General features: G+C 32.9%; 12 protein-coding genes. 11 read left to right on the top strand and 1 reads right to left on the bottom strand.

Annotated elements, in window-relative coordinates:
- Positions 1 to 115: 115 nt before the first annotated feature.
- From LQ686_RS02490 to LQ686_RS02510, 5 genes are read left to right on the top strand one after another with little or no spacing between them, the layout of a single operon-like run.
- Positions 116 to 796: a response regulator transcription factor gene (locus LQ686_RS02490; RefSeq protein WP_025904559.1), complete on the top strand. Its 681-nt coding sequence runs from the start codon at positions 116 to 118 to the stop codon at positions 794 to 796.
- On the top strand, positions 786 to 2,171 hold the full coding sequence (locus LQ686_RS02495) for a sensor histidine kinase (protein WP_239733125.1): 1,386 nt from the start codon (positions 786 to 788) through the stop codon (positions 2,169 to 2,171). Before LQ686_RS02490 ends, LQ686_RS02495 begins: the two co-directional genes overlap by 11 nt.
- A gap of 58 nt (positions 2,172 to 2,229) precedes the next feature.
- Positions 2,230 to 3,105: a ribosome small subunit-dependent GTPase A gene (gene rsgA, locus LQ686_RS02500; RefSeq protein ID WP_107596820.1), complete on the top strand. Its 876-nt coding sequence runs from the start codon at positions 2,230 to 2,232 to the stop codon at positions 3,103 to 3,105.
- Positions 3,105 to 3,752, top strand: coding sequence for a ribulose-phosphate 3-epimerase (gene rpe, locus LQ686_RS02505; protein ID WP_107596821.1), 648 nt, complete (start codon positions 3,105 to 3,107; stop codon positions 3,750 to 3,752). The genes rsgA and rpe overlap by 1 nt, the downstream gene beginning before the upstream one ends.
- A 2-nt stretch (positions 3,753 to 3,754) precedes the next feature.
- Entirely contained in the window at positions 3,755 to 4,399 is a 645-nt protein-coding gene (locus LQ686_RS02510) for a thiamine diphosphokinase (protein WP_025904555.1), read from the top strand.
- 54 nt (positions 4,400 to 4,453) lie between these two features.
- On the opposite strand, the gene rpmB is transcribed toward LQ686_RS02510, so the two are convergent.
- Positions 4,454 to 4,642, bottom strand: coding sequence for a 50S ribosomal protein L28 (gene rpmB, locus LQ686_RS02515; RefSeq protein WP_017000124.1), 189 nt, complete (start codon positions 4,640 to 4,642; stop codon positions 4,454 to 4,456).
- Positions 4,643 to 4,953: 311 nt separating this feature from the next.
- Between rpmB and LQ686_RS02520 the strand changes: the two genes are divergently transcribed.
- The 6 genes from LQ686_RS02520 (at position 4,954) to LQ686_RS02545 (ending at position 11,538) form a co-directional block, all read left to right on the top strand.
- Positions 4,954 to 5,328: an Asp23/Gls24 family envelope stress response protein gene (locus LQ686_RS02520; protein ID WP_016911554.1), complete on the top strand. Its 375-nt coding sequence runs from the start codon at positions 4,954 to 4,956 to the stop codon at positions 5,326 to 5,328.
- Positions 5,329 to 5,343: 15 nt separating this feature from the next.
- A complete protein-coding gene (fakA, locus tag LQ686_RS02525) occupies positions 5,344 to 6,999 on the top strand; it encodes a fatty acid kinase catalytic subunit FakA (RefSeq protein ID WP_107565725.1) in 1,656 nt (551 codons plus the stop codon).
- 127 nt (positions 7,000 to 7,126) lie between these two features.
- On the top strand, positions 7,127 to 7,792 hold the full coding sequence (sdaAB, locus tag LQ686_RS02530) for an L-serine ammonia-lyase, iron-sulfur-dependent subunit beta (RefSeq protein WP_025904553.1): 666 nt from the start codon (positions 7,127 to 7,129) through the stop codon (positions 7,790 to 7,792).
- Positions 7,793 to 7,805: 13 nt separating this feature from the next.
- Positions 7,806 to 8,675, top strand: coding sequence for an L-serine ammonia-lyase, iron-sulfur-dependent, subunit alpha (sdaAA, locus tag LQ686_RS02535; RefSeq protein WP_107565724.1), 870 nt, complete (start codon positions 7,806 to 7,808; stop codon positions 8,673 to 8,675).
- A 144-nt stretch (positions 8,676 to 8,819) separates the two neighbouring features.
- Positions 8,820 to 10,859: an ATP-dependent DNA helicase RecG gene (recG, locus tag LQ686_RS02540; protein WP_107596822.1), complete on the top strand. Its 2,040-nt coding sequence runs from the start codon at positions 8,820 to 8,822 to the stop codon at positions 10,857 to 10,859.
- Positions 10,860 to 10,917: 58 nt separating this feature from the next.
- Positions 10,918 to 11,538 carry a class A sortase gene (locus LQ686_RS02545; RefSeq protein WP_107565722.1) on the top strand — a complete coding sequence of 207 codons (621 nt, stop codon included), beginning with the start codon at positions 10,918 to 10,920 and terminating at the stop codon, positions 11,536 to 11,538.
- Positions 11,539 to 11,768: the final 230 nt, after the last annotated feature.

Consider the following 11,768-nt stretch of genomic DNA (forward strand, 5'->3'; position numbering starts at 1 on the left):
AATTCATTATAATAATATTATTCAGGCTGAAATTTCATTCGAAATTTCAGCCTGAATTCATGTATATATGAAAATTTTCAAAGATATTTGGTATCATAGGTAAAGAGGTGATGACATGGTAACTTGTTTAGTTGTAGATGATGATAAATTTATCTTAAATGATTTGAAGCGAGAAATTGAACGTGAACATATAAATGTTATAACAAGTCTCAGTGGTGAGGAAGCTTTAGAAGTTGTAGAGCATAAATATATTGATATCGCTGTTGTAGATATTATGATGCCAGGTATGGACGGTTTTGAATTGTGCCAAATACTTAAAGATAGTTTTGATATTCCAGTTATCATGTTAACTGCAAGAGATGAGTTGAGTGATAAAGAAAATGCATTTCTTGCTGGAACAGATGATTACGTAACGAAACCATTTGAAATTAAAGAGTTAATATTTAGAATAAAAGCTGTACTACGCAGATTTAAAATTAATTCATCCAATGAACTTCAAATAGGTAATACACATATTAATAGTGTTGATATGGAAATAACGATTAATCAGAAAACAATGCTTTTACCAAAGAAAGAATTTGCATTACTAGATTATTTAATGCGTAACAAAGACAAAGTATTACAACGAGACAAAATCATTGAAGTTGTATGGGGCATTGATTTCGAAGGAGACGAGCGAACGCTTGATGTACATATTAAACGTATTAGAAAGCGATTAGAAAAGTTAGAGAGCGATGTCTTGATTAAAACTGTGAGAGGCGTTGGTTACAAGGCGGTGCTAGCTCATGAGGTTTAAGTCTTTAGCGCAACGTATAACGATCTATACAATAGTTGTAATGCTCGTAAGTGCTATTTTAGGATTCATTCTTACAAATATTTATTATCATATAGATTTAAAAGAAAAAAATGACCACAAAGTGTTTAATACTTTAAAAGACGTACAAGATTATATTGATCATGATAATGAAATGTCGTTGGATAATTATTTAAATCATTTAAGCGAACTTCATTATCAAGCTGTATTATATAACGGTAAGTTGAAACCGACTTACTATGGTGATAACTTTAGAAAATATAATTTAGATAATCAAGCAGTTGAAGATGTATTAGACGGAAAAACGTATCATGGTATTAAAAATAGACCGTTTAATATTTTTATTACAGGATTCTTTGATAATGAAACGAGAAACACTGTCGGTATCAAAATTCAACACCAAGGTGCTGAATATGCGTTATTCTTAAGACCTAGTGTCGGTTCCATGTTAGGCGAATTTAGAATATTTTTAGCGATATTACTTGTGTTACTTGTCGTCATTTCATTAATACTCGTGCTATTTTCAAGTTATTCATTGGCAAACCCAATTAGACGACTTATGAAGACAACAGAATCATTACGTAAAGGTGATTTTGATGTGGATATCAAAGTAACACGTGACGATGAAATAGGTATATTACAACATCGATTTATTAAGATGAGAGATGAACTTAAACAACTAGAAATGATGAGACAATCCTTTGTTCAAAATGTGTCTCATGAAATTAAATCTCCACTTCAATCTATTTTAAGTTTATTAAGAGAACTTGAACATGAACATGATGAAAATAACAGAATACAAATTATAGAAGATATATATGCTAGAGCATACCGTTTGAGTAATTTAACGAAACAATTATTGTTGTTATCGGAATTAGATAATAGTGAACATTTGTCCTTTAATGAAACAGTACATGTTCAAAAAGTCATTAAAGAAGTCGTTCAAAATCTGAATTTCTTATTAGAAGACAATGAAATCTCAGTTCTATTTGATATGGATGATTTAACAATTAAAGGTAATCATAAGTTACTTTATCAAGCACTCTATAATATATTAAATAATGCTATTAAATACTCACCTAAACATAGTATGATACAAATTGATCTTAAAGAAGAAAATGAATTTGTAAAAGTTTCTATTATTGATGAAGGTTATGGCATGACTGAGAAACAATTGAAACATATTAAAGATCGATTTTATAAAGGTGATCAATCACATAATATTCATGTTGATAGTAACGGTCTTGGTTTATCAATAGTTGATTCAATTATTAAACATCATGATGCTCAAATCTTCTTCGAAAGTGAAGTCGATAAAGGAACAGAAGTAACGATTTTGTTTAAGCAATATAAATAATTGATTATTTAAGCAGTATGATTTGGTATAATTAAAATAAAATGAGGTAGGTGTTATATTGAAAACGGGTCGTATTATTAAATCAATAAGTGGAGATTATTCAGTACAAGCTGATGATGGTATATATATTACGAGAGCTCGAGGGTTATTCAGAAAGAAGAAGACATCTCCTGTTGTCGGAGATATTGTTGATTTTCAAGTTGAAAATGAAACGGGTGGGTATATTCAACATATTCATGAACGTGAGAATATATTATTAAGACCACCAGTCTCAAATATTCATAAAGTTATTGTCGTGATGAGCGCATCAGAACCAGCGTTTAGTCAACAATTATTAGATAGATTTCTCGTAGTCGTTCATTCATACAATATTACACCGATAATATGTGTAACTAAAAAAGATCTCGCTACTGATGATGAAATTCAACAAATTCAAGATAAATTAGCTCAATATCGATCAATTGGATATGAAACTTTATTTATTGGCGAAGAAGATGATGTATCAAATGCGATTAAACCTTTAATTGACGGTATTATCGTGTTAAGTGGCCAATCTGGTGTTGGTAAATCCACGATTATGAATAGATTGTTCGAGGATTTGAATTTAGAAACGAACAAAATCTCAAAAGCGCTTAATCGTGGTAAACATACGACAAGACACGTTGAGTTGTATGAGCTAGATGGTGGTTATTTAGCGGATACACCTGGATTTAGCGCATTAGACTTTTCACATATTGAAAAGGAAGAACTTGCAGATTTATTCCCAGAATTTGAAGCCATTAAATCACAGTGTAAATTTAGAAATTGTACGCACATTAATGAACCTAAATGTGCGGTAAAAGAACGCATACAAGACAATCTTTTTTATCAGTTAAGATATAAGCACTATTTGACATTATTCGAAGAAATTCAAAATAGAAAGGTAAGATATTAATGGTAAAAATAGCACCTTCACTTTTAGCTTGTGATTTTGCAGAATTAAAACAAGAAGTAACACGCGTTAAGGAATCTGGCGCAGACATTTTACATTTTGATGTAATGGATGGTCAGTTTGTACCGAATATATCAATTGGTTTACCTATTTTAGAATCATTAAGAAAAGTAACTGATATGACGATTGATACACATTTAATGATCGAGAACCCAGAACAAATGATTGACGCGTTTTGTGAAGCGGGTAGTGACATGGTATCTGTTCACTTCGAGGCGACACTACACATTCATAGAGCGATACAACAAATCAAAGCGCATAATAAATTAGCAGGTGTTGTGATCAATCCTGGAACGCCTGTAGAATCCTTATCGCAAATTTTAGGTGATGTGGACTTTGTTCTAATTATGACTGTGAATCCTGGATTTGGTGGTCAAAGCTTTATAGAATCTACGTTAAGTAAAATTACTTGGTTAGACGAATATAGAAATGAACATGACTTAAACTTTGAAATTGAAGTTGATGGTGGTGTTAATGAAGAAACAGGTGCGTTATGTAAAGCACATGGAGCAGACATATTAGTTGCAGGATCTTATTACTTCAAACATGAAGACTACAAAGTACCTGTACACAAATTAAAGGGTGATTAATCGTGAAAGTAAATCTATTATGTAGTATGCGTCATATCAATGAACATATTCTTCAAGATGAAAAGCACATTGATTGGATAGGTGTAGATAGAGGTACAATTGAATTAATTAAACATGATATTAAGCCTGTTGCTGCTATAGGAGATTTTGATTCTGTATCAGATGAAGAGTATCAACAAATTATTAATCATATCGATATTGATCCGGTTAATAAAGAAAAGGATGATACCGATCTTGCATTAGCGGTTAACTTAGCAGTTGAACTCGGATACGAAGAAATTAGAATATATGGTGCGACAGGTGGCCGATTAGATCATTTTATGGGTGCTGTTCAAATATTAACGAAACCAGAATTTCTGGAAGATAATATTCAAATCACGCTCGTAGATGAACAAAATGAAATTACAGTATTAAAAGCAGGAAATCATCGAATTTCACAAGTAGAAGGTATGAAATATGTGTCGTTTATTCCGTTAAGTACGAATATACGAATAAAATTAGAAGAATTTAAATATGATTTGCCATTTACAACTTTGGCACAAGGCTCAACGTTAACAATTAGTAATGAGTTTAAAGCGGGTCATGAACATCCATTAGTGACAGTTGAACTTGGCAATATATTGATGGTACAAAGTAAAGATAAATAAAAAAAGAGAACCTTCCACACAAAGGTTCTCTTTTTTATATGTGACTTATATTCATTAAACGCGTGTAACTTTACCTGATTTAAGCGCACGAGCTGAAACCCATACACGTTTAGGTTTACCGTCAACTAAGATTCTAACTTTTTGTAAATTAGCGTTCCAACGACGTTTGTTAGCATTTAATGCGTGAGAACGGTGGTTACCAGTTCTAGCTTTACGACCTGTTACGAAACATTCTTTAGCCATAAATATCCTCCTTTAATGAAATATAAATACACATTTATTTACGTTTACACACTTTAATAATATAACACGCACTTTTAATTTATTCAACGGCTTTTTTGCAAATTAGCGAAAAAATAATAACAAATTTCGCAAAAAGTATTTTAAAGTTCAATTTATTTGTTATAATAATATATTGTGAAAACGTTGTATAAAAAACGTGATTAAAATGATGAATTCTTGCGATGTGAATGTGATATTAAGTATAATTAAACAGAACATATAAAAGTAGTTTATAAAACGAAAAAATTTAAATGTGTAGGAGGGACGTAATCATGACTTTAGAAATTACAAATGAGTATGGAAGTATCGATATTTCAAATGACGTTATTGCAACGCTTGCTGGCGGAGCTGCCGTAGAATGTTATGGTATCGTTGGTATGGCAAGTAAACATCAAGTTAGAGATGGTATTGCAGAAATTCTTGGGCGTGATAATTATGCCAAAGGTGTTATTGTATCTCAAAACGAAGGTGTTCTTGATGTAGATATGTATATAATTGTGAGTTATGGTACGAAAATCTCAGAAATAGCAAACAATGTCCAATCTGCTGTTAAATATACTTTAGAACAATCATTAAATTTAAAAGTCAACGCAGTCAACATATATATCCAAGGTGTTAGAGTTATTAATGATGATGAGGAAGCATAGGGAGGCAAATACAGTATGAATAAGATTGACGGCAAATTGTTTGCTGATATGATCGTACAAGGATCAGATAGTTTATCAAACAATGCAGATTTTGTAGATTCTTTAAATGTGTTCCCTGTACCAGATGGAGATACAGGAACAAATATGAATTTATCAATGTCATCAGGTGCAGCAGAGGTTAAAGCTCATAGTAATGTACATATCGGTGAGGTTGGTAAAATATTTTCTAAAGGATTGTTAATGGGCGCAAGAGGTAACTCAGGTGTTATCTTATCTCAATTATTTAGAGGATTCTCAAAATCGATTGAGAATGAACAAGAAATTGATGCTCAACAATTCGCTAAAGCATTCCAAGCAGGTGTGAATACAGCATATAAAGCTGTAATGAAACCAGTTGAAGGAACGATTTTAACAGTTGCGAGAGTAGCTGGAGAAGCGGCTGTTAAAGCAGCTGAATCAACAGAAGATGTTATAACAGTTATGGAAGCAGTCATTAAAGAAGGTCAAACAGCATTAGAAAACACACCAAACCAACTACCTGTACTTAAAGAAGTAGGTGTTGTGGATAGTGGTGGACAAGGTTTAATGTTTGTTTATGAAGGCTTCTTAGCAACATTAAAAGGCGAAAAAATTCAACCAGCTAAAGAAAAAGTAGATACAGACGAATTTATTAATGATGACCATGATTTCGGTGGTGTCATGAATACTGAAGATATCGTCTACGGCTACTGTACTGAAATTATGGTTCGCTTTGGAAAAGATAAAAAAGCATTCGATGAAGAACAATTCAGAGAAGATATGAGTCAATTCGGTGATTCATTACTTGTAATCTCTGATGATGAAATCGTAAAAGTACATGTTCATTCTGAAACACCAGGTGAAGTATTATCTTACGGTAGCCAATACGGTGAACTCATTAAAATTAAAATCGAAAACATGCGTGAACAACATAGAGAAGTACTTCGTAAAAGCGCAGATAAAAAAATAAAACAAGAACAACAAGAGCAAGAAGAGATTGAAACAGCAGTTATTACAATTTCAATGGGTGAAGGAATCACAACATTATTTAAATCACTTGGTGCAACTCATGTCATCAGCGGTGGCCAAACTATGAATCCTTCAACAGAAGATATTGTAAAAGTTGTAAAACAATCAGGTTGTAAAAATGCAATCATCTTACCAAATAATAAAAATATTATTATGGCAGCTGAGCAAGTTGAACATTTAGTTGATATACCTGTAGCTGTTGTCGCATCAAAAACAGTATCTCAAGGTCTTTCAGCAATGTTAAATCTTAACTTAGAGCAAACAATCGAAGAGAATAAAGCACATATGGAAGATGCAATGCGTTTTGTAAAATCAGGTTCTGTAACATATGCCGTTAGAGATACAAATATAGATGGTATTACAATTAAAAAAGGTGAGTTCATGGGTATCCATGAAAGCAGTATTAAAGTAAGTGATGCTGACCACCTAACAGCTAGTAAAAAGCTTATCGATGAAATGATTGATGAAGACAGTGAAATTTTAACAATTATTAAAGGTGAAGACGCTACTGATGAAGAAGTCGATCAATTAGTATCATATGTTGAAGAAAACTATGAAGAAGTTGAAGTAGAAGTACATCAAGGTGACCAACCAATTTACTCATTCTTATTCTCAGTAGAATAATCTCAAGATAAAAGACAACAATGTTAAACAAAAGCGTTGTTGTCTTTTGCGTTGTAAAACGCTTACAAAACGAGCAAAAGTTGTTATAATGGTATGGTGAAATTAAAAGAGAAACGAGTGATTATTGATGAAATATAGAAGTGTCTTTGACATTATTGGTCCTGTAATGGTTGGACCATCTTCATCACATACTGCTGGTGCAGTAAGAATTGGATTAATAGCTAGAGGTTTATTTGATGGTAAACCTGAACATATTGATATATATTTATATGGGTCTTTCATGGAAACTTATAAAGGACATGGGACTGACGTTGCGTTAGTCGGCGGTATTTTAGGCTATGATACAGACGATGATCGAATTAAAACAAGTCTTCAAGATGCTGAACAACAACAGATTGATGTCAACTTTATCGAAATGTTTGAAGAGCGATCACATCCGAATACTGCAATTATCAATATGAGAAATAAAGAAATGGAAATCTCAGTAGAAGGTATTTCAATTGGTGGTGGTAAAGTTGAAATCGTTGCGATAAACGGATTCCAAATTGCCATCAGTGGGAATTATCCTGCGTTACTTGTTTTTCATAAGGATACGTTTGGCACAATCGGGAAAGTGACCAATGTCTTTGGTGATTATCGTATTAATGTTGGTAGTATGCAAGTGGCCCGTAAAGAGAAAGGTGAACTTGCATTAATGACGTGTGAATTAGATGATGATATTCCACAAGAAGTCTTAAATAAAATTAAAGAAATTGATGGTGTACAGACAGTCACATTAATGGGGGAATCATAAAAGGAGGGTTATCATGTTTCAAAGTGTAAAAGAACTTATTGAAATTTGTGAAAAAGAAAATAAAAAAATTTATGAAGTCATGATTGAACAAGAAATGCGTGTGTCTAAACTCTCTAAAGAAGAAGTTTATCAAAATATGGAACGCAATTTAGATACAATGGAAAAAGCCATTGAACGTGGTATAAATGGTGTAACGTCAACAACAGGTTTAACTGGAATGGATGCTGTACTTTTACAAGATTATTTAGAAAGTGGTCAATCACTTTCGGGTGATTTAATGATTGATGCAGTAAGTAAAGCTGTTGCGACGAACGAAGTGAACGCAGCAATGGGTAAAATATGTGCAACACCAACTGCCGGTTCTGCAGGGGTTGCGCCAGGTGTATTATTTGCGCTGAAAAAAAGACTAAACCCAACTAGAGAAGATATGTTACATTTCTTATTTACAACGGGTGCATTTGGATTTGTTGTTGCGAATAACGCATCTATATCAGGTGCGGCTGGTGGTTGCCAAGCTGAAGTTGGTTCAGCGGCTGCGATGAGTGCTGCTGCAACAGTAGAAATGGCTGGCGGTACACCTCAACAATCTGCAGAAGCTTTTGCGATTAGCTTAAAAAATATGTTAGGACTTGTTTGTGATCCAGTTGCAGGTTTAGTAGAAGTACCTTGTGTTAAGAGAAACGCTGCAGGTGCTTCAAATGCAATTATTTCAGCTGATATGGCTTTAGCAGGCGTGAAATCAAGAATTCCTACTGATGAAGTTATAGAAGCTATGTATAAAATTGGCCAAACAATGCCTTCAGCACTACGTGAAACTGGTCGTGGTGGTTTAGCAGGTACACCAACAGGAGAAAGATTAAAACAAGAGATATTTGGAAATTAACCAAAACATTAATTTATAAGGCTGGGACATGATTCATTGTCCTGGTCTTTATTTGTTTGTATCAAGCTCATTTTGGTGAAATCGATTGGTTTATATCATGTATTTGTTCTATAATTAGAGTATTAATAAATATAGGTGATAAAAATGAATAAGCAACATCTAATATATACAGAGCGAACTTTGCAAGAACTTAAAGGTGTTGGACCAAAAAGTTTACAGTTATTAAATGAATTAAATATCTATACATTAGAAGATTTAGTGTTGTATTTACCAACACGTTACGAAGATGAATCTGTCGTTAATTTAAATGAAGCAACTGATGGTGATGTTGTCACTGTTACTGGAGAAGTGTACTCTAGTCCGACTGTTGCATTTTTTGGTAGAAATAAATCTAAATTAACGTGCCATATGTTGATTGATCAAATTGCCGTTAAAGTCACATTCTTTAATCAACCCTATTTGAAAAAAAGACTCATTATGGGTGAAACAGTTACAATCAAAGGTAAATGGGATCAAAAGAAACAAATTATTGCTGGTCAAAAAGTAATGGCTGAAAAAGAAGACGGTGGAAACGCGTTAACACCTATTTACCGATTAAAAGAAGGTTTAAAACAAAAGCAGCTTAATAAATATATTGAACAAGCATTACAAATTGTTGAAATTGATGAATGGTTATCTCCAAATTTAATGGATAAGTATAAATTAATGCCACTAAAAGATGTCATTCCAATTTTACATAAACCACTTCAATTTAATCACCTCAAATTAGCACGACGCACATTTTCATTTAATGAATTATTCTTATTTCAGTTAAAGATGAAATGGTTAAGCAAATTAGAAAAAGAATCTAATAAAATAGAAGGTTTAAATTATGATGTTAATGCGGTGAAATCTTTTATCGAAACATTACCATTTGAATTAACAGATGCTCAGAAAAATAGTGTGAATGAAATTTTTAGAGATTTAAAAGCACCTATTAAAATGCATCGATTATTACAAGGTGATGTAGGTTCGGGTAAAACGGTTGTTGCAGCTATTGCGATTTATGCAATGTTTAATGCAGGTAAGCAAAGTGCACTTATGGTTCCAACAGCTATATTAGCTGAACAACATGCAATCAGTTTAGATGAGTTGTTTGGTGGGCAATTGAATGTCGCTTTATTAACAAGTTCAGTTAAAGGTAAAAAAAGAAAATTATTACTTGAACAGTTGGAAGCAGGAGAAGTTGACGTTATTGTAGGTACGCATGCACTAATTCAAGATGATGTAGCGTTCAATGATATTGGATTAGTTATCATTGATGAACAGCATCGATTTGGTGTAAATCAACGTAAGAAGTTGCGTGAAAAAGGTGCAGATACAAATGTCTTATTTATGACAGCAACACCAATACCGAGAACATTGTCGATCTCTGCGTTCGGTGAAATGGATGTAACTTCGATTAAACAAATGCCTAAAGGTAGAAAAGAAATTTTGACTTCATGGGCTAAACATGAAGAAATTGATCATGTACTGAATCAACTAAACAGTGAAATATTAAAAGGTCGACAAGCGTATGCCATTTGTCCATTAATAGAAGAAAGTGAAGCGTTGGATGTTCAAAATGTGGTCGCAATTTATGAGCAATTACAGTTGCGTTTCGGTGCTGATAAAGTCGGTCTTGTACATGGTAAAATGCATGCAGATGAAAAAGATGAAATCATGAATAAATTTAGTAATAATGAAATCGCGATATTAGTTTCTACGACTGTTGTTGAAGTTGGGGTGAACGTCCCTAATGCAACATTTATGATTATCTATGATGCTGACCGATTTGGTTTATCTACATTACACCAATTAAGAGGACGTGTCGGTAGAAGTCATCATCAAAGTTACTGTACGTTAGTAGCATCACCTAAAACTGAGAGTGGTGTAGAACGTATGCACATTATGACGGAATCTACTGACGGCTTTTATTTATCAGAACGAGATTTGGAAATGAGAGGACCAGGTGACTTCTTTGGCGTTAAACAAAGTGGCTTGCCTGATTTCAGAGTTGCAAATATTGTAGAAGATTATAGAATGTTAGAAGTTGCAAGAGACGAAGCGAGTGAATTAGTGCAATCAGGTGAATTTTTCAAATCTGAATATGATAAATTGAGATTATTAGTACAAGAATCTATGTCAGAACAAAATTTTGATTGACATTGGTACACGTATTGTATAAATTTGAATTACCATATTTTGAGAGTAGGTTAGAAACATGAGATGGTTATATAAAATTATAGGTATCTTATTAATCATGACGGCAATATCTATTTTCTTCTGGAATGATATTAGAACGTATTTTACAGACCGTGTTAATGATAAAGTCATTGAGTCGTATGAAAATCATGATGACAGCGTTAAAATAAATCCAATAGAATCATGGATTACAAAAACAGAAACAGATAACTTAAAAGTAAATGAACATATGGTTGGTTATTTAAAAGTACCAGCAGCAGATATATCAGAGCCTATATTTAAAGGACCAGCAACAGAACAAAATTTAAAAAATGGATTGTCTTTAGTAGATGAGAATGAACAATTAAGTGAGCAAAATGTTGCAATCGCAGGACATCGTGTAGAAGGTGCAGGAATAAGATTTAACTATCTCGATCGCGCAAAAGTTGGCGATAAAGTAGAACTCATCACATTAAAAGGTAAAAAGACATATATAATTAAAAACATTAAAAATGTGAAGCCAAATCAAGTTGAAGTATTAGATGAACATAAAGGTAAACCGAATCAATTAACATTAATAACATGTGATAATTATAATCCAGATACATTATTGTTCGAAGAGCGCATGATATTTACAGCAGTAGAAGAAAATGCAGCATAACTTTGATAGAGGAGAGCAAAATTTCAAATTTTGCTCTTTTTTTGTTGGGAGAAATGAGTTGGATGAAGTGGGTATGGGAGATAGGTGGGTGATTTGTTGGATATAGGTGTGGAAGATTTGAGATTTTTGTGTGGAAGATTGGACCGTCTACACTTAATTGGACAACTTCTTTAAAGAGAAGTATTGTTAAAATTAAGAAAGTAGGTGGTCTTTTTATGAGAAGAGAGCGT

The organism is Mammaliicoccus sp. J-M41, from assembly GCF_022385935.1.
Classification (GTDB): domain Bacteria; phylum Bacillota; class Bacilli; order Staphylococcales; family Staphylococcaceae; genus Mammaliicoccus; species Mammaliicoccus sciuri_A.

What these genes read in the sequence shown, in the direction of transcription:
- LQ686_RS02545 (WP_107565722.1), top strand. Translation starts at nt 10,918, where the DNA reads ATGAGATGGTTATATAAAATTATAGGTATCTTATTAATCATGACGGCA.
- LQ686_RS02490 (WP_025904559.1), top strand. Translation starts at nt 116, where the DNA reads ATGGTAACTTGTTTAGTTGTAGATGATGATAAATTTATCTTAAATGAT.
- recG (WP_107596822.1), top strand. Translation starts at nt 8,820, where the DNA reads ATGAATAAGCAACATCTAATATATACAGAGCGAACTTTGCAAGAACTT.
- rpe (WP_107596821.1), top strand. Translation starts at nt 3,105, where the DNA reads ATGGTAAAAATAGCACCTTCACTTTTAGCTTGTGATTTTGCAGAATTA.
- fakA (WP_107565725.1), top strand. Translation starts at nt 5,344, where the DNA reads ATGAATAAGATTGACGGCAAATTGTTTGCTGATATGATCGTACAAGGA.
- sdaAA (WP_107565724.1), top strand. Translation starts at nt 7,806, where the DNA reads ATGTTTCAAAGTGTAAAAGAACTTATTGAAATTTGTGAAAAAGAAAAT.
- LQ686_RS02520 (WP_016911554.1), top strand. Translation starts at nt 4,954, where the DNA reads ATGACTTTAGAAATTACAAATGAGTATGGAAGTATCGATATTTCAAAT.
- sdaAB (WP_025904553.1), top strand. Translation starts at nt 7,127, where the DNA reads ATGAAATATAGAAGTGTCTTTGACATTATTGGTCCTGTAATGGTTGGA.
- LQ686_RS02495 (WP_239733125.1), top strand. Translation starts at nt 786, where the DNA reads ATGAGGTTTAAGTCTTTAGCGCAACGTATAACGATCTATACAATAGTT.
- rpmB (WP_017000124.1), bottom strand. Translation starts at nt 4,642, where the DNA reads ATGGCTAAAGAATGTTTCGTAACAGGTCGTAAAGCTAGAACTGGTAAC.